This is a genomic window from Streptomyces sp. NPDC048142, from assembly GCF_043202835.1.
In the GTDB taxonomy this organism is placed as follows: Bacteria; Actinomycetota; Actinomycetes; order Streptomycetales; family Streptomycetaceae; genus Streptomyces.
Map to the genome: position 1 here is coordinate 330,969 of NZ_JBIDBC010000003.1, position 23,050 is coordinate 354,018.

A 23,050-nucleotide genomic window follows, 5' to 3' on the forward strand; every position below is an offset into this window, starting at 1 on the left:
GCGTGTGCTCCGCATGCTGCAGAGCCTGACCCGGACGAAGGCCGGCCCACCCAGCGCCCCGGCGATGCAGGCGGTGTCTCCTGGCAGATCGGGTACAGCAGGGACAGCGGGAACGTCATGCGATGTGGCGGGGCGCGGACGGAGCGCGAAGCCTCCCTCGACGGCCGTGGGACCGCGCCACGGCGCTCCCTCAGGCAATCGCCGTAAAAGGCCAGGCCAGACGCATCTGAAGCGTGTTGACATACTGCGACGGCGGGCCAGTACCGCACGGCGCGCGCGGCTAGTACCGCACGGAAAACCGCCGCGCAATCCACGTTTCCCCAGGTCAGAACGATTCTGCCTGGGGAAGCTCGGTGGGGCGGGTGGGACTCGAACCCAAAAGGGAGACGCGTCTCACCTGCGGAAACGCCACAGAGGCGGACATTCACATCCTGCTGGATCCCCCTCAGTCCGGCTCGATCCCCGGCAACTGGACTGCTGTGCGGTACGTACCGCACAGCTACGGGCGGCCCTGACACTGCAGGCAGAAGGAGAAGAGTGCCCGGCACCTCCGCTGGCAGCCAGCCAATCGCGCGGCTCACCCGCAGCGCAGGCTGTCGAGTCCACTATCCCTCTCCCCTCCCGGCGCGGTCACGCTCCGTATCGACTAGGCACCGGGAACCGCAGGCGTATCGGTCCCGCAACCTCCGTCAGGCGACACCCCTCCTTCTGGAGCAGGGAGTGGAACGCGTAGTGATCAAAGAACTCCTCGGGCACGCCCGCATCGGCGTCGCCGCCACCGTCTACGCCCACGTCCGGCTCCGCCTCCAGCGCGACGCCATCGACCTTCTTGGCAACGCCCTCCGCAGCTCCGCCGAGATCACCGGCAAGCCCGACGACGGCGACGAATCACCGCTCTGCGCGGTCCCCGTCCGCTGACGTTGCCGTCAACTACCGCCGTCAGAGCACGCCGAAGCCCCGCCAGGAGACACCTGACGGGGCTTCGAATTTGCTAGCGCGACTTTAGACTAGCGAGCACCTTCACCCCTCAAGGCCAGACTGAAGCCGCTGCCAATCCTCCTGCTGATCACACCAGGCGGCGCTCGCATAGATCGCGGTCTTCGCCTCAGGCAAAGACAGGCCAAGTACACGAGAAGCTACGTAGATCGCTTCGATTGGCGAGAGGCCCAGTTCTCGCAGTTCCCGAAATACCGGTTCCCGCTCCACTTGCCCTCGACCCGCGATGCTCAATACCAACTCGTCCAGTCGAGACCGATCCATTCTCTAATCTCCTAGGATCTTTGCGACGTCCAAGGTCATCGACCATGGGCGCTTGTAGATACTGCCGTCCGGTTTCGGGATATGCCTCTCATAGTTCAGAACGACGGTTCCATACCCCTGGGATCTCGCCTGCTCGGCGATGGAGCGCTTCATCTGCCGGATTGCATCTGGTCCAATCGGGGCGCGACTCAGCCCCTGAGTCCCCTTCGGGAAGACCATCAATCCGTCCAAATGTACGGTGTTTCCGGCCGCCCTGACGGTCGCCATGGCCTCAACCGTCTGCCCTCCAACATCGAATGAACCGTCCCAGATATCTCCGTCGGTGAATGGAGAACAGTTGCTGTTGTGAACCAGGACCGGCGTCGCCCCAGCGAGCACATAGTACGTGTGCAGTTCAGCGATGGTGAGGTCGTATGTGCGGCCGACAGTTTGGAAGTGCGCGACCTTTTCGATAGTCGAGGGCGTCCCGTCAGCGGTGAGCAGCCTGGTGTCGGGATTGAGGTCGGCGGCGTTCACCCATGCCTGGGTGTCCTGGTTCCAGAAGGGGTGGTGGTCGGTGGCGGTGATATCGGCTTCGCCGTCGGGGGTGGTGATCGTGAGCCGGGTGTAGTGCTTGTCGTCGTCCTTGGTGATGGTGGCGACCACTTCGCGGGCCTGTGCCCGGCCCGTGACGGGATCGGTGGCGAGGGCCTGGTCGCCAACCTCCACCTGTTCGATGGGTTTGCTCGTGCCGTCGGCCATCGCGACCTCGGTGCCCGCCACGAAGCTGTGCCGCACCGCGCAGGTGGCCAGCTTGCCGGCGTCGGCGTGTTTGCCAGCCTTGAGCAGCTTGGCTACCTTGCCGATCTTGCCCCAGGGGGTGAGGCCCACCGCGGTCCACAGACAGCCGCTCACACTGCCATGGGCACAGTCGATGGCGTCCTGGATCCCGAACAGGTCGAAACCGGGCCGCACCCAGCCGAGGGCGTGGGCGGCGGCGCAGACCTCGGAGCCGGAGTCCGACTGGCACTGCCCCTCGGACCAGCGCATCACCTGGGCCTGGTAGTCGTCCCACAGGTCCTGGTAGCCGGAGCGGTAGTTCATCTCCTTCGGCGTGGGGATGCGCACGCCGGCCAGGAAGATGGGTTCGGGTTCGGCCACCGGCTTGGAGGTGGGCTTCGGGCCCCGGCCCGCCGAGGACTTGGCGCTGGGCGGGGACCAGGCTGTCTTGCGTACTTCGTAGGCGACGCTGCCGTCCTGGTTGTAGCAGTTGTAGTGCGTGCAGCCGGGGCCGCTTCCCGGTCCCCAGACGCTGTCGGGATTGTTGTAGCTGCAGCTGTCGCAGTACAGGCCGGTGGGGTCGGAGCCGGCTACGGGTGAGTGGTTGGCATAGGCGTAGCCATTGATCTGCTGGGGACTGGCCGGGTCCATGATGGGGTCGACGCTGATGAAGCGGCCGGTGGACGGGTCGTATTCGCGCGCTCCCAGGTGGGTCAGACCGGTGCTGGTGTCGGTGGTGCCACCGACGAATCCCTTGGTTCCCGGCCAGTGGGCGGGTGTCTGTCCGCGTGGACTGCCGAAGGGAGTGGTGCCGCGCCGGCTGATGGACATGTCCGTCGGGTCGACGGCCAGTTGTCCGGTGCCGTGATGGTCTCCGAGTGTGAAGGAGATGCTGCCGTCGTCACTCTGGACCGCTTGGTTTCCGCCGCCGAGGTCGATGTAGCGCGTGGCCTTCGGTGAGGCGGTCCCCTTCGCCAAAGTGATCTCGGTGGAGCCGAGGTAGAGCGTGGTCTCGGTGGGGGTGCGGCCGATCAGGCGCTGCCCCTCGGTGTCGTAGAGGTATTCGGTGACTTCGTCGGCGGAGCCTTCGACAGGCTTGGTGACCTTGGCGAGATGACCTTCCGCGTCCCATTCGAGGACCTGCTGGTCCCCTTGGAGCGTGCGGGTCCGGGTGTTGCCGGTCTCGTCGTAGGTGTAGGAGTCACGTGACGTGCCGTTCGGGCCGACCGCAGTGACCGAGGCCAGGGTGTGCGGCTGCGCGGTGCCCGGGTCGGGGTAGTCGTAGGTGCGGTAGGTGTCCTTCGAGGTGTCACCCGCGATGTCGTGCCGGGTCTCGGTGAGGCGGTTGCCGGCCTTGTCGTAGGTGTAGGAGTTCCAGTACGGGGCCGGACCGCCGACCGAGCTGCCCGAAGGTGATCCCGCACAGGTGGTCGTGGCCTGTGTCCACTCCGTGGTGAGCCTCTGGAGGTGGTCGTAGGTAAAGCACTGGGAGTCGGTGCCGGTGCGGTTGACGTCCGCGACGCCGAGGATGTTGCCGGCCTCGTCGTATGTGTACGTGGCGAACTTGTCGACGCCGGGCTGGTCCTCACGGTCGACCCTGCTGGTCTCCAACCGCTGGGTGCCCCGCTGGTAGGTGTTGTCGACCTGAGTGATCTTCCCGGCCGCACCGTTGGTCAGCTGCGTCTGCAGGGGCTTCCCGGTGTAGCTGTACCCGGTGACGGCCTTCATGCCCTGGCTGCCGGTGATCTGGACCGGGCGCAGCGTGTCGTCGTAGCCGTAGGTGACACCCCCGCCGGGCAGTCCCCCGGCCGCGGGGAAGCCCGTACCGGAGACGGTGCCGTCGGTGTTGTATCGGGTGTTGAACTGGTAGCTGCCCTGCAGGGCGCCCTCGGCGGCCGGAACGGTGATGCTGGTGCGTGTGGCACGGTAGAGCGGGTCGTAGTCCAGCACCTTGGTGGTGTAGGCGGCGGAACCGCTGTAGCGGGTGGTGGAGGCGAGGAAGCCCTTGGCGCCGGAGACGGTGTCGTAGGTCCAGTCGGCCAGCAGGGTGCCGGTGGCCGAGCCCTCGCGCAGTTCGGTGCGGCGGCCCAGGTTGTCGTAGTCATAGAAGAGCTTGTTCCTGCTCTTCCTCGTGTTGGTGGTCGAGGTGAGCTGGCCGCGGTCGTCGTAGGTGCTGGTGGTGGTGCCGCTGTCCGGGTCCTTGCTGGAGACGTTCTGTCCCCGCTGGTCGTACGTGTGGGTCCACATGTTGTCGGCCGGGTCGGTGACCTTGGCCAGCTGCCCTGCGGAGGTGTACTCGTAGCGGGTGGATTCGTAGGCGGCGTCGGCGTTGCGCGAGTGGTGCTGCCGCATCTCCGTCGTCATCCCGCGGGCGTCTGTCAGGGTGGTCGTGGCGGCGCCGCCCACCGGCGGGATCACGGTCGTCCGGTCGCCGCCATAGAGGGTGCGGGTGGTGCCGAGGCGTTCCCCTCCGTCGCTGTTGCCCGCGATCTGGGTGGCTTCGGTGAGACGGCCCAAGCCGTCGTAGGTGTTCCAGCCCTGAGTCTCGACGCTCATGGCGTCGTCCAGTTCGAACAGCCCGGTCTGCGGCGCACCGGTGGTGTAGTAGGGAGCGAACGTCTTGGTGGCCAGGCCCCGGTCGTCGTAGAAGGTGTCCGTGATCAGGCGTCCGCCGTCGGGGCCGGGCAGTTGTGCCTGGCGGGGACGGAGGAATCCGTCGTAGAGGGTGTAGGCGGTGAGCTGGACGGAGTTCTTGCCCAAGGTCTTGGAAGCTACGGCCACCGGTCGGTTCTCGGCGACCGTGTAGGTGTACTCGTGGTTCGGGGTGTGGTTGCTTGCCTTGGAACGGTTGGGCAGCCAGACCTTCAGGGAGCGCCCGAGGGCGTCGTAGGTCAGGTCCGTACGCAGGTTGTTGGTGTCCAGTTTCGTGACGGGCAGGCCGCGCAGCGGGTCGAGCGTTGTCCTGGTGGTCTGCGCGGAGGCGACGTCGGTGGTTCTGGCCGGCGGTGTGGTGACCGTGACCTGTATGGCCCGGCCGGTCGCGGGCGTGTAGGCCGTGGTCGTCGTGCGGCCGTCGGCGCGTGCGGTCTTCGACACCTGTGCGCCGGCCGCGTCGAAGACGAGCGTTGCGGTGAGATCGGTCGCTTTCAGGGGCCGGCCGTAGCCGTCGTGGGTGGTGGTGTTCTCCAGGTAAGTGGCGCGGCTGCCGGTGTGTTCCTTGAGCGTGGCGGTGTGGGTGGCGTCGCCCTTGCTCGGGGCCGCTCCGTGCGCACCGTTGTCGTAGGCGGTGCGTGTGTCGGCGATGACCGCCTTGCTGCGGTCGACGTCGGTCGCGGTGCAGGCGGCGGCCACGGTCTCGACACGGGCGGGCAGGGACAGGATGTTTTTGGCTGTGTTGGTGGCGTACGTGGTGCGGGTGCACTGGTCGTCGCCGGGGAGGGAGGTGTCGGCGAGGTCGTTCACCTGGGCGACACGGCCCGCGACGGTGTCGTAGGTGGTGAAGGTGCTGGTCTCGCGCCAGCGGTCACCCGCTCCATTGTCGAGAGAGGTGAGAACGCGGGTGTTCGACGCGCCGGTGAAGTTGGCCGTGATCGCGCCCCAGGAGCGGGTCCGCTTGGCCGTCTCGTGGTGCCACGGCCTGCTGACGGTCTTTTTCAGGACCTTGCCACCCGGGGCGGAGTACACGGCGGACTTGTACTCGAAGCCTCCTGCGGCTTCGTGGTCGATGATCGGTTCGCCCTCCCCCGCGCCCAGGGAGACGGACACGTCCTTCGTGCCGCCCGAGGGAGCTTTCCGGTCACCGTGCATGCCGCGCAGGAAGAAGTGCTCCTCCTGGGACTTCATGGCGCCGACGCCGCCGGCCTGAACACGGACGTGACCGTAGCCACGCCACTGGGACCAGGTTTTGAACTTCTCCTTGGTCAGCCCGTCATCGTCGTCGAAGTGCCAGGCGGCGTCACCGAGGTAGGTGTAGCGGGTGATCTGGTCCGGTGCGTTCCCGGTCCGGTCGGTGAGGGTGACGGCGTCGACGACGTACTTGTTGAACCACTGCTGGGTAGGGTCGTCACTGGCACTGCCGCCGATGTACTGGGGGAAGCAGCGGGTGGTGTTGGTCTGCGGGGTGGGCAGCGCGTCCCAGGCGCAGGCGGGAGCCGAGTAGTCGACGCCGATCTGTCCGCCGTACTCGTCGAAGACATCGGAGAGGCGTTCCTTGATGAAGGGCGCCTTGCCGTCTCCCGTTCGGTCCAGCCGGTTGGCCGCCTGGACGTAGCCGAATGTCGTCTTCGGCAGGGTGATGGCAGGGGTCGCTGAGTGGCCGGTGTGCTGGATCGAGTCCAGGAGCAGCTGGTAGTCGACGTCAGCCGTACCCCAGCGGTGGCCGAGTTTCCAGGAGTCGATGTCGGCGTAGGTGCTGTCGCTCTTGAGGACCTGGGTGGTGATCGAGGCCAGGCGCTTGCGGGTCCAGAAGGTGGGTGACAACCGGCCCTGATCGCAGGTGGTGCCCGAGGCGCAGTGCATGTCGTACGGGGTGTCGTACCAGTGGAAGGACTTGTCGCCGATGGTGTCCTCGGCGCAGGTCACGCCTGTTACGGGAAGGCAACGTTCGGCGTTGGTGAAGTCGACCTTCGCCAAGGCCTTGTCCGCGTAGAGGTCGGCCGACTTGAGGCCGTATTCGATGCGGTCGAGGGAACCGCCGCGTGTGTAGGGGGTGTCGTCGGTGTCCTTGAGGTTGCGGCCGTAGGAGTTTCCTTCTTTGTCGTAGTAGTACGCGACGGCGTTGCCGTGGAGGTCGACGGCGTAGTCGAGATTCCACCGCCAGGCCTGCTGGCACCATGAGTCGGCGAATGCCGTGGCATGGCACTTGTCGCCGTCGTCGTCGCCGTAGACAGGAGTGGTCCAAGTGGAGTCGGTGCTCTCCTTGCCCGTGGCCCAGCCGGGCAGCCTGTGGTAGCCGAAGTAGTAGCGGGTGCCCTCCGGGGTGGTCAGCTCCCAGTACTCGCCGTCGTTGTCCCCGTTGCCGCGGGCCGTATCGGTCAGTCTCTTGATCTTCGTGCCGTCGTCGCTCTGGAGCCTGAACGTGTCGGTCCCCGCCGGGACCAGCTCCCCCGCCTTACCGTTGAAGGATATGAAGGCGTTGTCGTAGCCCCAGCACAGATCGCCGGGAGTATTTCCGTCGGCGTTCTTGATGTCGTCGTCCCCACACGGCTTGTAGCGGCGTTCGATGGAGCCGGGCCACAGGTCGAATCCGTCGCCCACCCAGCTGGACTGGTTGTTGGTCGTGCCGGTGCGGCCGTCGATACTGCCGGAGGAGTAGCTCATCCCGAGGATGGGACGCATACCGCCGGGAACGTCCGGTACGGGAATGTCGTAGGACCAGGTGAAGTCACCGGTGTTCACGTTGGTGTGCCAGGCCGCGGACGGCGAGAGCGGGGTGGCCGTGTAGTCGCCGGCCTCGCTGGACACACCCGCTGCGGCGGCCAGCACGGTCACGGCGCCTGTCTCCAGAGCCAGATCGGTGGTGGTGAGCTGGTGCTTCTCGGTGTCGTTGGTGGCTGTGACGGGCCGGCCGGCGCGGCAGTTCGGCTCGGCCGGGGTCGTCAGGGAACAGGCCGGCAGCTCGACCAGCCGCATACGTGAGGCGTAGGCGCCGCCGTAAGCCTGAGCGAACGAGGCGTAGTCGACCCGGACCCCGGTGTTGACCGTGTCGGCCTGCTCCTCACCAGAAGGAGCCGCAGGCGTGAGAGTGAACAGCAGGCCCTCGACGCCGGCCTTCGACGCCTGTTCCCGGCCGAGCACACGCACGGCGGCCGATTCTGCGGCCGGCCGCACGTTCTTCTGCCGGGCCGCGGTCGGCGACGGCGCGGTGAGGGCGATGGGCAGGTCCCCGGCCTGGCGGGCAGCCTGCCCCCTGCCAGGAGCCATCACGGTTGCCGTGCCGGGCCGTGCCCAGGCGGCTCTGGGCTTGCTCCTCGGAGAGGTGGGCGCGCCGTCGTCGATACGGGGCTCGGTCTTGACGGTGTGTCCGGTCAGTGGCTTCTCGGAGGCCGGCAGCCCGGGCAGCCCCGTGCCGTCATCGGCGTTCGCCGGGGCGGTGATGCCCTGGAGGAGTGTGCCGACCAGGACGGCCGACACGCTCAGGCACACGCGCCGGCGAAGCACGATCCATCTGCGAGATCCGTCTCTGCCGTTCATTCGTCGTCCTCACTGGATCCGGCCACGGGCGCGGCTGCCCGGTGACACACGTGGGTGATGCAGTCGCGCGTGGTGCATGGAGACCGATGCGTTGGGCCGCCGTCCGCAGAGGTACGGCGGCCCGGGCCGGGTCAGCCCTCGGCCGGTACGCGAGTGGGCAGACCGGGCCAGCCCTGCGCCAGCATGCTGATCTGCGTCTCGTCCAGTGCTCCCTGGAAGGCCCAGATGTCGTCGATGCCGCCCGGCCAGTACTCACCGGCGGTGGCACCGTCCAGGACGCGGCCGACTTGCAGGGACTTCGTCGCCGGGAAGGCCGCAGTGTTGGCCGCCCACGACACCCGGTCCGTGCAGGATGGGTCGTCCGGAGTACCGTCCTCGTCAGTGTCCGGGCAGGTCACCTGCTCCAGCTGGCCGTTGACGTAAAGGCGCGCCTGATCGGCGAAGCCGTCGTACACGAGCGCCAGGTGATTCCAGTCGGTGGCGCTGTAGAAGGACTGGTTCTCCACCCTGACCGGGATTGCGGTGGCGGAATCCGCGCCGGCCATTTCGATCTGCCAGCGCCCTATGCCCAGTGCGTCGGGAACGTAGCGAACGGCGAAGGCACTTGTGGCAGCGCCTACGGCGCTGATCACGGTGGCAGGCCCGTCGGGGACGGCCGCTGCCTGGGCCCACGCGGTGACGGTGTAGCTGGCACCGGTGTCCAGTGGGACACCGGTGGTGGCCGCGTAGTCGTCGACGCCGTCCAGGACGAGTCCGCCGTCATCGACCCAGCCGGACCCGATCGCGGCATTGCCATTCAGCGTCAGTGGGTACGCGCCGGCGGCCGCGTTCGGGGAGGTGGCCGGCGCGGCGGGGTTGCTCTCCAGCAGCCAACGGCTCTTGACCAGCGGGCGTTGCTTGAACAGCTGCCGCACCTCGTCGTCGGAGATGGTGCGGTCGTACAGCTGTATGTCGTCGAGGTTGCCCTGGAAGAAGTTGCTGAATCCGCTGCTGTAGCCGGAGGCTCCCAAGGTGACGGATCCGGAGGCGAGCCAGGGTGTGGTGAAGGGTTGGGTGGCTTTGAGACAGCCGTTGACGTAGAGGCGGATCTGCTGGGCGTCGATGTCGTAAACACCCACCGCGTGGGCCCATTCGCCCGGGGCGGCCAGGGGGCAGTTCGGGTCACTGGTCGCTGTCTCCACCGCGCGTACGAGAGGGGCGTCGGCGGTGTCGGCGGTGGCACGCTGGAAGACCCACCCCGTGGTGGAGTGGTACAGCTCGAAGCCCCGGTTGGAGGTGCCGTTCTGATGGGCCACCACCATGGCCCGGTTGGGTTTGTTCTTCGGCACCCGGGCCCACGCGGAGACCGCGAAGCTCTGATAGGTGTCCATCACGGGACGTCCGGTGACGGCGTGGTCGTCGGCACCGTCCAGTTCCAGACCGGTACCCGCCACCCCTTCCGCCCCGCTCTCGGCGCCGCCCTTCAGCGTGGCATCCGCCTGCTGGGCGCGCCCCGTCACCGCTGTCGCCGCACTGTCCTCGTCCAGCGGCCATGCGAGCTTGGCCGGACGGTTGGTGTCCACCGGCTGCTTCGCGTGCAGCCGTGCCACCTGGCCGTCGACCAACTGATAGTCGAACAGCTGCACCTCGTCGAGATCGCCGCCGAAGAAGTTCTCCGTCGTACCGTAGTGCGAGGCCGCCCCCAGGATCGTCCTGCCTCGCGCGTCCCACGGCCCCGTGAAGGGAGCCGAGCCAACGAGCTTGCCGTCGACGTACAGCTTCAACTGCCGGCCCGGGTTGTCGAACACCCCCACCAGATGGGTCCAGACTCCGAGCCGGCCGCTCGCGCACAGGGTGTCGCCCGCCGGGCACGCGGGCTGTACGGCGCGCACCGTCGTGGTCCCCGCCGCGTCCGCGGTGTGCCGCAGGAACGCCCAGCCGCCCAGCGCCGAGGAGTGGTAGATCTCGAACCCACTGGCGTTGTGGCCCGCCTGGGAGACCGCCACCGTGGCGGCGTCCGGCTTGTCGGCGGGCAGCCTCGCCCACAGCGACACCGAGAAGCTCTTCCCGGTGTTCAGCACCGGTGAGAGTGTGGCCGCGTGGTCGTCCACGCCGTCCAGGTGAAGGCCGTTACCGGTCACACCGTCCGACCCCGGCTGTGCACCGCCGTTCAGGTGCGCCGGCCAGGTACCGCCCTGGCCCTTGGCCGCGGCTGCCCCGGTGGGTTCGTCGAAGTCCCAGCTCAGCCGGTCGGGCTGGCCGACCCTGACCCGGAACTGGTAGGTGCTGATCTCGCTGCCGTTGCCCGCCGTGTCGAAGGCTTGCGCGGTGATGAAGTTGACGCCGGGCCTGGTCGGCATGACCTTCATGGTCTTCGCGCCACCGCCCGAGGTGGTCAGCGCGTGCTTGCTGCTCGGATCACCGTTGACACCGAACCAGTACTTCGACACGTCAGTGGAGGAGGAGTCGACCGTGAAGGTGCCGTACCGGCCCACGCCGTCGAGCCATGGGTCCTGGGGATCCTCGGGGTCGGAGGATGGGTACTGGCCGGAGGCGATGGAGGGGCCTGCCGGTACGGAGGTGTCGTAGACCATGTTGCAGGCGGTCGCGGAGCCGACCCACGACCAGGGCGACCACTGCGCCCCGTCGTTCGAGCGGGCCGACCAGCCGATCGTCCTGTTCTTCGGGATACTGCTGGGCAGCGACAGGGAGAAGTCGGAGCCCGACGTCTTGTAGGTGGAGACGGCCGAGGTCCAGCGGCTGACGAAGCCCTTGCCGTCCCCGGAATCCCATGAGGCTTCGAACTGCACCCGCACCCGGTCCCTGTCCGGGTCGGTCACGTCGTTGGCCCGCAGTGTCGGCAGGATCCGCACGCGCTTGGCCGCGCCCGGCTTGCCACACGCGCCACCCGGGTTCTGCGTCAGCTGCGCCTCCCTGATCTGCGCGGGCGGACGGTTGTACTGAACCCGGAGGAACGCGTCATCCGAGAACCGCTTCCACGTATAGGGATCCGACTCACTCGTGGCCCGCATACCGAAGGTCAGAGTCGACCACTTCCCGGCCGCCGCCTGCGCGACCACGCTCTTCACGTTGAACTCGGCGTCGGCGGCCGCACAGCCATCGGCACCGTAGGCGAAACTCCGGTTCTCGATGTGATCCACCCAGAACCCGGAGGCGTTCTGCGAGTTCCAGGTGGTGGAGGAGTTGATCCCCTTCGTCCGCCACAACTGGACCTCCCGCTTCTCGCAGGAAGCGGCATGCGTCTCACGCACCACGAACTCCGCCGACAGGATCGACTTCCCCGCGAACCGGGACGTAGGAATCTGGTAGAAGAGCCGCTTGGTGTCGTAGGGCTTGCAGAACACCCACCCGCAGTACCCGAGCCCCGCATCGGAGTGCCCGTTGAACTTCCACTGCGGTGAACTCGCCCAGTACTTCGAGGCCATCGTCCAGGCCGACGCCTTGGGCGAATACCACTGCGGATCGATGAACACCGGGTACACCGTGTCCTCGCCCACCAGGACGTCTCGGTCGGGTGTAAGGACCAGCTCACCACCCCCGGCCGGCACGTCCACGCCGACCGGTGCGAGCTGCCCCGACTCTCCGGCACCGGGCTCCTCGGATCCCCCGGTCCCTGCCTGTGGCACGGAACGCGCCGAAGCGCCCGAGGACGAGGCATCTGTGGCCTCCCCCGGGCTGGAGTCCCACATGACGGGAGTGGGTGCTTCGAACACCACGCCACCCGCTCCCCGGTCGACCGCCTCGATCCCGCCCTCGGATGTCTCTCTCACCTCCATGCCGCTCGTGGCAAGCCGCAGCCGCAGCTCAGCAAGATGAGGGCTGCTGGCGGCTTCGGCTGACTTGACGACCAGCAGTTGGGTGAAACCGTCCGGCGTGGCCGTGAGCCGCAGGTCCACACCGGGGATTATGTCGGCGTACGTCGCCGTGTCATCAGCGAGAGTCGGCGCCGGCACAGCACCGGGCCAGGACAGCTCAAGTGCCCGGCCCGCACGCGCGAGACGAACCAGCGGCCCCTCGCCTCCCCCCGAGAATGAGAGCTCGGTCGTGGACGCCCTGGGAGCCACCGTGCCATCTGAGGCGACCAGCGACGTGTCGACCGCCTTCCACGTCCCGTCCTTGCGTGCCCACACCGGCCGCAGATGCTCCCGCGCCTCCAGCAGACCTTCAGGTGTAGCGAAGACTTCACTGGACTCACCGCGCAGCGACATCACTTCCACGTGCTCGCCCGTGCGCTTCGCCTCGTTCAGGGCATCCGTCTCGGACGACGCTCCCGGGACACCCGCAGGAGCCTGCTGCGCGGCCGGCTGCACACCGTCGCCGTCACGGGCCGAGGCCGTGGGCGCTCCCGAGCCACCGGACAGACCGGCGGCCAGAACACAGACCAGACTCACCGCCGCAGCTCTACCGATCGTTCTGCGCAAACGGGCACGACACAACATCCCCCAGCCCCTCCCCCACCCCCGCCATGCCCTCACATATTGCGAGAGCGATGTGACGGTAGGTACGGGAGTGCCGTAAGTCCACCTGCGTAAATCAGGACATCGACCCAGGTTTCACGCGCACCACGAAGAGGCCCGAGTGATGTCGGACACATCCGTCGACCACAGGGGAGCGGTGGGTTTCTTCCCGCCGAACTCACGGAACACCCCGCGTGAATGGGCAGAGTCGGTCACCCGCCTGGCCGGTCCACAGAGGCGTCCTTGAGCGTGCGCGAGTCCCAGGTGCGAAAGTGCGGATTCTGGAGCGGGGTGAAGGCTTCGAGGGGCAGGGTGGATACTGCGACAACATCCGTCAGAGCCTCGAGCCGGCAGCCGACAGGTCACGCACGAAGCGGCCGATGTCGCATCGATGCGGGTCGGGCTGGGGCGGGGGGCGGACCCTTCCTCAACGGCCGTGGGATCGTTCACCACGCGTCCCACGAAGGAATGACCAAAATGCCAGGTCACAGCAGTACGAAAGCTCACAGGCAATCAGAACGCTGCACGTTCGCCGCACCGTTGCGGAGCCCGCAGTTTCCCAGAAACGCGTTTCCCCAGGTCAGAACGATTCTGCCTGGGGAAGCTCGGTGGGGCGGGTGGGACTCGAACCCACGGCCGACGGATTATGAGTCCGCTGCTCTAACCGGCTGAGCTACCGCCCCGTTTCGGCGTGGCGCGTACAAGTGTGCGCACCGTCTGCCGCAGCATAGCCGGTCATACGATCTCTCGCTTCGGATGGCCGACTTCACCTGATCTTGAGGACTCCGCCGCGCGCTGCCCGGTTCCGGGCGGGACGAAGGAGACCCCAACGGGTGATCGTGGAGCCGCTTCGGGCACCTGGCGAGCGACCCGCGACCCACACGCGAAAGAGGACCCCGAAGGGCCCTCTTCCGTTCCGCTCCCCCGACTGGACTCGAACCAGTAACCCTCCGGTTAACAGCCGAATGCTCTGCCAATTGAGCTACAGGGGATCGCGCTCCCCCGACTGGACTCGAACCAGTAACCTGCCGGTTAACAGCCGGCTGCTCTGCCAATTGAGCTACAGGGGATTGCTGCGTCGCTGCGAAATCGTACCTGCCTGGCGGCTGCCGGGCGGCGCGCGTTCGCTGCGACACATACATTAGCGCAAGCAGGGGGGTGCTCCGCCAATCGGTAGCGCCCGGGGTGATCTCGGGTGCTCGAGGGTAGGCGGGCTGCACACGTCGCACGAAGCGCAGGAAGGGTGGCAGCCATGCGGTACCGGCTCACGTTCATCGCCGGAGTGGCCCTCGGTTACGTGCTCGGCACGCGAGCCGGGCGCGAGCGTTACGAGCAGTTGAAGAGGTCGGCCCGGCAGTTCACGGAGAACCCCGCCGTGCGCAACGCCGCCGAGAGTGCCGCGCACAGCGGGCGGGACATCGCGGGCAAGGCGTACCACTCGGTCAGCGACAAGGTCGGGGACAAGGTGCCCGCCTCCGTCGCCGAGCGGGTCCGGTCGCTGCGGGACCGCAGCAGCCAGAACGGCTTCGAGGACGACTGGGGGACCACCAACACCTGAGCCGGGGGCCACCAGCACCTGAGCGGCGGGGCCCCGGGGTTCCCGGGCGGCGGTTACGGGAAACTCGCGGGGTGCGGCAGAATCTCCGTATGGGCATAGTCGCGGGGTTGGACAGTTCTTCCGCCTTCACTCACATCGTCGTCTGCGACGCGGATACGGGTGCCGTGCTCCGGGAGGGGTACGCCGCCCACCCGGTCGAGGCCAAGGCCACCGAGGTCGATCCGCAGGCCTGGCTGCTCTCGCTCGGTGAGGCGGCCTCCGGCGGGCTGCTCGAAGGCGTGCAGGCCATCGGGGTCTCCGCGCAGCAGCACGGGCTCGTACCGCTGGACCAGCAGGGCAGTCTCGTACGTCCCGCTCTGCTCGGCAACGACCGCCGGGCGCAGGTCGCCGCGGTCGATCTCGTCGACGCGCTCGGCGGGCGGCAGGCCTGGGCGGAGGCCGTCGGGGCCGTGCCGGGGGCCGCGCAGCCGGTGGCGAAGCTGCGCTGGCTGGCGCGGACCGAGCCGGAGAACGCCCAGCGGGTGGCCGCGGTGCTCCAGCCGCACGACTGGCTCGTGTGGCAGTTGCTGGGCCGGCCCGCCCGGCGCACCACGGACCGGGGCGCGGCCTCGGGCACCGGGTACTGGTCGGCCGGGTCCGCCTCCTACCGGCCCGATCTGGTCGAGCTTGCCCTCGGGCACGCCGCCGGGCTGCCGGAGGTGCTCGGCCCGGCCGACTCCGCCGGGATGACGCCCGAGGGGCTGCTGATCTCCGCGGGCACCGGCGAGACCATGGCCGCGGCCTTCGGGCTCGGAGTCTCGGTGGGCGACGCGGTGGTGTCGCTCGGGGCCTCCGGGTCCGTGATGGCGGTGCACCACGAGGCGCTCGCCGACCCGAACGGGATGATCACCTCGTTCGCCGACGCCACCGGGATGCATCTGCCCGTGGTGCACCTCTCCAACGCCGTGCGCGCGCTGCGCGGGACCGCCGAGATGCTGGGCGTGGACGGGCTGGATGAGCTCTCCGCGCTGGCCCTGAAGTCGACGCCCGGCGCCTCCGGCCTGGTCCTGCTGCCGTATCTGGAGGGCGAGCGCACCCCGCAGCTCCCGCACACCGCGGGAACCCTGAGCGGGCTGCGGCGCGAGTCGATGAAGCCGGAGCATCTGGCGCGGGCCGCGTTCGAGGGCATGCTGTGCTCGCTGGCCGACGCCCTGGACGTACTGCGCGGGCGGGGGGTGGAGGTGCGGCGGGTGTTTCTGCTGGGGGCCGCCGCCGAGCTGCCCGCCGTGCAGGCGCTGGCTCCGGCGGTGTTCGGCACCCAGGTCGTGGTCCCGCAGCCCGCCCAGTACGCGGCGATCGGCGCGGCCCGGCAGGCGGCCTGGGCGCTCGGGGTCTCGCAGGGATCCCTCGACCCGCGCACTCCCCCGGCCTGGCAGGGCGCCGCGGCCCAGGTCCTGGAGCCCGGTGACGAGCCGGCGGTCGGCGGGGCGGTGCGTCAGCAGTACGCGGCGACCCGGGACCAGATCCACCCCGGAGCCTTCGGCGGCGCGCACCCGGAGTAAGCCCGTTCCGGGGGTGGGCCCGTTCCGGGGGTGCGTGCACCGGCCGCGCACCCGGAGCAGGCCGTTTCCGGTGCGCGCCCGCGTGCCCGGAGTGGCCCTCCCCGGCGGCGTACCGGACACGGCGCGCACCGGAGTGAGCCGGTGGATCCGGAGCGCCGGGGCGCTGTTGGCGCGCTCCAGGTTTGACCTGGGCTTGGCGAAAAGGGTTCGCCCTCGGAGTACGGCGTACGCGAAACTGGGGCGGCCTCTGCCTGCCGCCGATTCCGAGAGACCCGCGTGCTCATAAAACTCCTGCGGGCCCATCTGGGCCCGTACAAGAAACCCATCGTGCTGCTGGTGTCGCTCCAGCTGCTCCAGACCTGCGCCACCCTGTACCTGCCCAGCCTGAACGCCGACATCATTGACAACGGTGTCGTCACGGGCGACACCGGCTACATCCTGGAGTTCGGCGGTCTCATGATCGCCGTCAGCGTTCTGCAGGTCCTCTGCAATGTGGGGGCGGTGTATTACGGGGCCCGGACCGCCTCCGCCCTCGGGCGCGATGTGCGGGCCGCCGTCTTCGACCGGGTGCAGTCCTTCTCGGCCCGTGAGCTGGGGCGCTTCGGGGCACCCTCGCTGATCACCCGGACCACCAACGACGTCCAGCAGGTCCAGATGCTGGTGCTGCTGGCGTTCACCCTGATGGTGTCGGCCCCGATCATGTGCGTCGGCGGCATCATCATGGCGCTCGGCCAGGATGTGCCGCTCTCCGCCGTGCTGCTGGCGGTCGTGCCGGTGCTCGGTGTCTCGGTCGGCCTCATCGTGAAGAGGATGGGGCCGCTGTTCCGCAGCATGCAGGAGCGGCTGGACTCGGTGAACCGGGTGCTGCGCGAGCAGATCACCGGCAACCGAGTCATCCGCGCCTTCGTCCGGGACGGGTACGAGGAGAAGCGGTTCCGGGGTGCGAACACCGAGCTGACCGATGTGTCGGTGGCGACCGGGCGGCTGATGGCGCTGATGTTCCCGACCGTGATGACGGTGGTCAACCTGTCGTCGGTCGCGGTGGTGTGGTTCGGCGCGCACCGTATCGACAGCGGCGGGATGCAGATAGGTGCGCTGACCGCGTTCCTCGCCTATCTGATGCAGATCGTGATGGCCGTGATGATGGCCACCTTCATGTTCATGATGGTGCCGCGCGCCGAGGTGTGCGCCGAGCGCATCGAGGAGGTGCTCGGCACCGATTCGAGCGTCGTGCCGCCCGTCGCACCGGTCACCGAGCTGCGGCGGCACGGGCATCTGGAGGTGCGCGGCGCGGAGTTCCGCTACCCGGGCGCGGAGGAGCCGGTGCTGCGGGCGGTGGACCTGGTGGCCCGGCCCGGGGAGACGACCGCGGTCATCGGGTCGACAGGCAGCGGGAAGTCCACGCTGCTCGGGCTCGTACCCCGGCTGTTCGATGTGACGGACGGCGAGGTGCTGGTCGACGGCGAGGACGTGCGGACGCTGGATCCGGTGCTGCTGGCGAAGACGGTGAGCCTGGTGCCGCAGAAGCCGTACCTCTTCTCGGGGACGGTCGCCACGAACCTGCGGTACGGGAATCCGGACGCCACCGACGAGGAGCTGTGGCACGCGCTGGAGGTGGCGCAGGCCAAGGAGTTCGTCGAGGCGCTGGAGCACGGGCTGGACGCGCCGATCGCGCAGGGCGGCACCAACGTGTCCGGCGGTCAGCGGCAGCGGCTCGCGATCGCCCGGACGCTGGTGCAGCGCCCGGAGATCTATCTGTTCGACGACTCGTTCTCCGCGCTGGACTACGCGACCGACGCCGCGCTGCGGGAGGCGCTGGGGCGGGAGACGGCCGGGGCGACCGTGGTGATCGTGGCGCAGCGGGTGTCCACCATCCGTGACGCGGACCGGATCCTGGTGCTGGACGAGGGCCGGGTCGTGGGGTCCGGAACCCATCACGAGCTGATGGACGGCAATGAAACCTACCGGGAGATCGTGCTCTCCCAGCTGACGGAAGCGGAGGCCGCCTGATGGCCGGTCCTGGCGGACGGGTAATGGCCGGGGGCGCGCCCACCGACCGGTCGATGGATTTCAAGGGGTCGAGCAAGCGGCTGCTGAGGCGGTTCGGCCGGGAGAAGTCCTCGCTGTGGCTGATGCTGGCCGCGGTGACGGCGAGCGTCGGTCTTTCGGTGGCCGGGCCGAAGATCCTCGGCAGGGCGACGGACCTGATCTTCGCCGGTGTGGTCGGGCGCCGGATGCCCGAGGGCACGACGAAGGCGCAGGCGATCGAGGGGCTGCGCGAGGAGGGCCGCGGCTCCATGGCCGACATGCTCTCGGGGGTGGACTTCACCCCGGGCGAGGGCATCGGCTTCGGGGCGGTGGGGAACGTCCTGCTGCTGGCCCTGGTGATCTATGTCGGGGCCGGGCTGCTGATGCTGGTCTCCACGCGGCTGTCGGTCCGGGTGATCAACCGGATCGTGTTCCAGCTGCGCGAGGACCTCCAGACGAAGCTGGCACGGCTGCCGCTGTCGTACTTCGACCGGTCCAAGCGCGGTGAGGTGCTGAGCCGGGCGACGAACGACATCGACAACATCGCGCAGACGCTCCAGCAGACGATGGGGCAGCTCATCAACTCCCTGCTGACCATCGTCGGCGTCCTGGTCATGATGTTCTGGATCTCGCCGCTGCTGGCCCTGGTCGCGCTGGTGACGATCCCGCTGTCGGTGGTCGTGGCGACGCAGGTCGGCAAGCGGTCGCAGCCGCAGTTCGTGCAGCAGTGGCGGGTGACGGGGAAGCTCAACGCCCATATCGAGGAGATGTACACCGGGCACAGCCTGGTGAAGGTCTTCGGCCGGCAGGAGGAGTCCGCGCGGGACTTCGCCGAGCAGAACGACGCGCTGTACGAGGCGGGCTTCAAGGCCCAGTTCGCCAGCGGGATCATGCAGCCGCTGATGATGTTCATCTCGAACCTCAACTATGTGCTGGTCGCCGTGGTCGGTGGGCTCCGGGTCGCCTCGGGCGCGCTGTCGATCGGTGACGTCCAGGCGTTCATCCAGTACTCGCGGCAGTTCTCGATGCCGCTGACGCAGGTCGCCTCGATGGCGAACCTGGTGCAGTCCGGCATCGCTTCGGCGGAGCGGGTCTTCGAGCTGCTGGACGCCGAGGAGCAGGACGCGGATCCGGAGTGCGGCGAGCGCCCGGAGCGGCTGGACGGCCGGGTCTCGTTGGAGAAGGTGTCCTTCCGCTACGAGCCGGAGAAGCCGCTGATCGAGGATCTGTCGCTGAGCGTGGATCCGGGGCAGACCGTCGCGATCGTCGGTCCGACCGGGGCAGGCAAGACGACGCTGGTCAACCTGCTGATGCGGTTCTACGAGGTGACCGGCGGGCGGATCGCGCTCGACGGGGTCGACGTGGCGAAGATGTCCCGGGACGACCTGCGGTCCTCCATCGGCATGGTGCTCCAGGACACCTGGCTGTTCGGCGGTTCGATAGCCGAGAACATCGCGTACGGCGCTTCGCGCGAGGTCAGCCGGGAGGAGATCGAGGAGGCGGCTCGGGCGGCGCACGCGGACCGGTTCATCCGGACGCTGCCCGACGGGTACGACTCGGTGATCGACGACGAGGGCAGCGGGGTCAGCGCGGGTGAGAAGCAGCTGATCACCATCGCGCGGGCGTTCCTGTCCGACCCGGTGATCCTGGTCCTCGACGAGGCGACCAGCTCGGTGGACACCCGGACGGAGGTGTTGATCCAGAAGGCGATGGCGCGCCTGGCGCACGGGCGTACGTCGTTCGTGATCGCGCACCGGCTCTCCACGATCCGGGACGCGGACGTGATCCTGGTGATGGAGAGCGGCTCGATCGTCGAACAGGGCACGCACGAGAAGCTGTTGGCGGCCAAGGGCGCGTATGCGCGGCTGTACGCGGCGCAGTTCGCCGAGGCGCCGGCCGAGGTGGACTGAGCGCTTCGGCCGGGTGGATCAGTCGAGGTAGCCGCGGAGCTGGTCGGCGAAGGCGTGGTCCCGCAGCCTGCTGAGGGTCTTGGACTCGATCTGGCGGATGCGTTCGCGCGTCACGCCGAAGATCCGGCCGATCTCCTCCAGGGTGCGGGGCCGCCCGTCCTCCAGGCCGTACCGCAGTTGGACGACCTTGCGTTCGCGCTCGCCGAGGGTGGAGAGCACCGCCTCCAGGTGTTCGCGCAGCAGCAGGAAGGCGGCGGACTCGACGGGTGAGGCGGCGTCGCCGTCCTCGATGAGGTCGCCGAAGGACACGTCGTCCTCCTCGCCGACGGGGGCGTGCAGGGAGACGGGCTCCTGGGCCAGGCGGAGGATTTCGGTGACCCGCCCGGGCGTCAGGTCGAGCTCGGCGGCGACGTCCTCGGCGCTGGGCTCGACGCCGCTTTCCTGGAGCATCCGGCGCTGGACCCGCACCACACGGTTGATCAGTTCCACGACATGGACCGGGACGCGGATGGTGCGGGCCTGGTCGGCCAGCGCGCGGGACATGGCCTGGCGGATCCACCAGGTCGCGTACGTGGAGAACTTGTAGCCCCGGGCGTAGTCGAACTTCTCCACGGCCCGGATCAGTCCGAGGTTTCCCTCCTGGACCAGATCGAGCATGGTCAGCCCGCGGCCGACGTAGCGTTTGGCGACGGAGACGACGAGGCGGAGGTTGGCCTCGATGAGGCGGCGTTTGGCCGTGCGGCCCATCACCACCAGGCGGTCCAGGTCCCCGGCGAGGCGGGAGTCGAGGTCCGGGGTGCCCGCGAGGCGTTCCTCGGCGAAGAGTCCGGCCTCGACGCGGCGGGCGAGCTCGACCTCCTCGGCGGCGGTGAGCAGCGGGATGCGGCCGATTTCGCGCAGGTACTGCCGGAACAGGTCGGAGGTGGGTCCGCCGGTGTCCGCCCGGTTCCGCGGCTCCGGTGGGTCGGGGAGGTGCGTTGCTTCCACCATGACTGCCTCGGGTGCGTGTCCGGGCGGGCCGGCTGCGGTCTCCGGGTGGTGCAGGGCCATGCTCTGCGCCGGGATGGCCGCGCTGGGCTCGGTCGTGGTCGTCACGGTCCGGGTCTGCACGGGGGCGACCTCCAGGTGATCGCTGCCGGATGACGGTGGGGATGGGGATGGGGATGGGGATCCGTGCGGCCCCGGGGTGTCTTCCCGGCGGACCGGTCGCTCCGATGACTCAGGCACCGCCGGGGTGTCAGGCACCCCCCAGTGTGGGGTATGACACACGACTGCCACGAGGGGCGTGCGGTGACTTTTTGATTCCGGTCCGTCACCGGCCGATTACCGCTCCTGCCGGGGGGGGCGGCCGGCTCAGAGCGCGGCGGCGCCGTGGGCGCGCAGGGACTGGGCGTACTGCTGGAGCACCCAGACCTCGTTCTGCGCGGCGGCCAGGTCCTGGGGGGCGACGTTGCTGCCGAGGCGGGCGAGGCTGCCCTGTACGTCGTTGATGCGGCGGTCCACGGCGCGCAGCCGGACGTGGACGAGCTGCATGCCGGCGTAGGTCTCGTCGATGGTCTTGCCGATGAAGACCTCGACGGCGAGCTCGGTGACGAGGCTGCGGACGGTGTTGTCGGGGGCCGCGTCCATGACGGCGACCAGATATTCGCGGTTGTCGGCGAGGCCCTGCTCGGCGCCGCCCGCCTCCTCGATGCACCGGCGCACGGCGGCGTACGGCGGGGCGGTGAACTCGTCCATGCCGTAGGCGTCGAAGGCCGGGGCGACCAGGGCGGGCTTCTGGAGGGCGAGCTTGAGCAGCTCGCGCTCGGTGCGGTGGGCGGGGCTGCGGAGGTTGAGCGCGGGGCCGGAGAAGCCGGGGGCGGGGGCGGTCTGCTGCGGGGACCCGCCGCGTGCGCCCCGGGGGCCGCCCCGTGCGCCCTGGGGGCCGCCGCGACCGCCGCGCTCCCCCTGGTCGCCGCCCTTGTCGCGGGACCAGCGGGCGAGCTGGGCGACCCGGTGGACGACGAACTCCTGGTCGAGGATGCCGACGAAACCGGCGAGCTGGACGGCGACCTCGCGCTGCACGCTGCTCGTCTTGATCTTGGCGACGACGGCGGCGGCCTCGTCGAGGGCGGCGGCGCGGCCGGCCGGGGTCTCCAGGTCGTACCGGCCGACGATCTGGCGCAGGGCGAACTCGAAGAGCGGGGTGCGCGGCTCGACCAGGTCGCGTACGGCGTCGTCGCCCTTGGCCAGCCGCAGGTCGCAGGGGTCCATGCCGTCCGGGGCGATGGCGATGTAGGTCTCGGCGGCGAACTTCTGGTCGTCCTCGAAGGCGCGCAGGGCGGCCTTCTGACCGGCTGAGTCGCCGTCGAAGGTGAAGATCACGCGGGCGCTGCCGTTGTCCATGAGGAGGCGGCGCAGGATCTTGATGTGGTCGTTGCCGAAGGCGGTTCCGCAGGTGGCGATGGCGGTGGTGACCCCGGCGAGGTGGCAGGCCATGACGTCGGTGTAGCCCTCGACGACGACCGCGCGGCTGGCCTTGGCGATGTCCTTCTTGGCCAGGTCGATGCCATACAGCACCTGGGACTTCTTGTAGATCGGGGTCTCGGGGGTGTTGAGGTACTTCGGGCCGTTGTCGTCGTCGCGGAGCTTGCGGGCGCCGAAGCCGACGATCTCCCCGGCGGTGTCGCTGATCGGCCACATCAGCCGGCCGCGGAAGCGGTCGATGGGGCCGCGGCGGCCGTCCTGGGAGAGGCCGGAGGTGATCAGCTCCTTGTCGCTGAAGCCCTTGCCGCGCAGATAGCGGGTGAGGTGGTCCCAGCCGGCCGGGCTGTAGCCGACCCGGAAGTGGGTGGCGGCGTCCTGGTCGAAGCCGCGCTCGGCGAGGAACGTGCGGCCGATCTCGGCCTCGGGGCTCTCCAGTGCGCGGACGTAGAACTCGGCGGCGGCCTGGTGGGCCTCGATCAGCCGGATGCGTTCGCCGCGCTGGTGGGAGGGGTTGTAGCCCCCCTCCTCGTACCGCAGGGTGATGCCCGCCTTGGCGGCGAGGCGCTCGACCGTCTCCGAGAAGGAGAGGTGGTCGATCTTCATCACGAAGGCGATCGTGTCGCCGCCCTCCTGGCAGCCGAAGCAGTGGAACAGGCCCTTGCCGGGGCTGACCTGGAAGGAGGGGGACTTCTCGTCGTGGAAGGGGCAGAGTCCTTTGAGGTTTCCGCCGCCCGCGTTGCGCAGCTGGAGGTATTCGGACACGACGGAGTCGATCGGGACCGCGTCCCGTACCGCCTTCACGTCGTCGTCATTGATCCTGCCAGCCACGCATGAAGTCTACGGGTGGGGTCGGACAGCCGGACGCACGGCGGGCGGCCT

General features: G+C 68.8%; 9 protein-coding genes and 3 tRNA genes. 5 read left to right on the top strand and 7 right to left on the bottom strand.

Annotated elements, in window-relative coordinates:
- Positions 1-720 precede the first annotated feature (720 nt).
- Complete coding sequence (locus tag ACGF2Y_RS06390) at positions 721-918, top strand: hypothetical protein (RefSeq protein ID WP_109198464.1); 198 nt, start codon at positions 721-723, stop codon at positions 916-918.
- 345 nt (positions 919-1,263) lie between these two features.
- Here ACGF2Y_RS06390 and ACGF2Y_RS06395 read toward each other — a convergent pair whose 3' ends face one another.
- The 5 genes from ACGF2Y_RS06395 to ACGF2Y_RS06415 form a co-directional block, all read right to left on the bottom strand.
- Positions 1,264-8,211 carry an RHS repeat-associated core domain-containing protein gene (locus ACGF2Y_RS06395; RefSeq protein WP_392943545.1) on the bottom strand — a complete coding sequence of 2,316 codons (6,948 nt, stop codon included), beginning with the start codon at positions 8,209-8,211 and terminating at the stop codon, positions 1,264-1,266.
- 131 nt (positions 8,212-8,342) lie between these two features.
- Positions 8,343-12,602, bottom strand: a complete 4,260-nt coding sequence (locus ACGF2Y_RS06400) for a LamG domain-containing protein (protein ID WP_392943546.1) — start codon at positions 12,600-12,602, stop codon at positions 8,343-8,345.
- A 675-nt stretch (positions 12,603-13,277) separates the two neighbouring features.
- Positions 13,278-13,351: transfer RNA gene (locus ACGF2Y_RS06405), tRNA-Ile, on the bottom strand.
- 236 nt (positions 13,352-13,587) lie between these two features.
- A tRNA-Asn gene (locus tag ACGF2Y_RS06410) sits at positions 13,588-13,660 on the bottom strand.
- Positions 13,661-13,665: 5 nt separating this feature from the next.
- Positions 13,666-13,738, bottom strand: a tRNA-Asn gene (locus ACGF2Y_RS06415).
- Positions 13,739-13,920: 182 nt separating this feature from the next.
- Here ACGF2Y_RS06415 and ACGF2Y_RS06420 point away from each other — a divergent pair.
- The 4 genes from ACGF2Y_RS06420 to ACGF2Y_RS06435 all read left to right on the top strand — a co-directional run bounded on the left by ACGF2Y_RS06420 (position 13,921) and on the right by ACGF2Y_RS06435 (position 19,705).
- On the top strand, positions 13,921-14,226 hold the full coding sequence (locus tag ACGF2Y_RS06420; protein ID WP_392943698.1) for a YtxH domain-containing protein: 306 nt from the start codon (positions 13,921-13,923) through the stop codon (positions 14,224-14,226).
- Positions 14,227-14,315: 89 nt separating this feature from the next.
- Complete coding sequence (locus ACGF2Y_RS06425; RefSeq protein ID WP_392943547.1) at positions 14,316-15,767, top strand: FGGY family carbohydrate kinase; 1,452 nt, start codon at positions 14,316-14,318, stop codon at positions 15,765-15,767.
- A gap of 276 nt (positions 15,768-16,043) precedes the next feature.
- Positions 16,044-17,777 (top strand): ABC transporter ATP-binding protein, encoded by a 1,734-nt coding sequence (locus tag ACGF2Y_RS06430; protein WP_392943548.1) that lies wholly within the window; start codon positions 16,044-16,046, stop codon positions 17,775-17,777.
- Positions 17,777-19,705: an ABC transporter ATP-binding protein gene (locus ACGF2Y_RS06435; RefSeq protein WP_392943549.1), complete on the top strand. Its 1,929-nt coding sequence runs from the start codon at positions 17,777-17,779 to the stop codon at positions 19,703-19,705. Before ACGF2Y_RS06430 ends, ACGF2Y_RS06435 begins: the two co-directional genes overlap by 1 nt.
- 18 nt (positions 19,706-19,723) lie before the next feature.
- On the opposite strand, the gene ACGF2Y_RS06440 is transcribed toward ACGF2Y_RS06435, so the two are convergent.
- Positions 19,724-20,815: an RNA polymerase sigma factor gene (locus ACGF2Y_RS06440; protein WP_392943550.1), complete on the bottom strand. Its 1,092-nt coding sequence runs from the start codon at positions 20,813-20,815 to the stop codon at positions 19,724-19,726.
- A 243-nt stretch (positions 20,816-21,058) separates the two neighbouring features.
- On the bottom strand, positions 21,059-22,999 hold the full coding sequence (gene dnaG / locus ACGF2Y_RS06445; protein WP_392943551.1) for a DNA primase: 1,941 nt from the start codon (positions 22,997-22,999) through the stop codon (positions 21,059-21,061).
- Positions 23,000-23,050 lie beyond the last annotated feature (51 nt).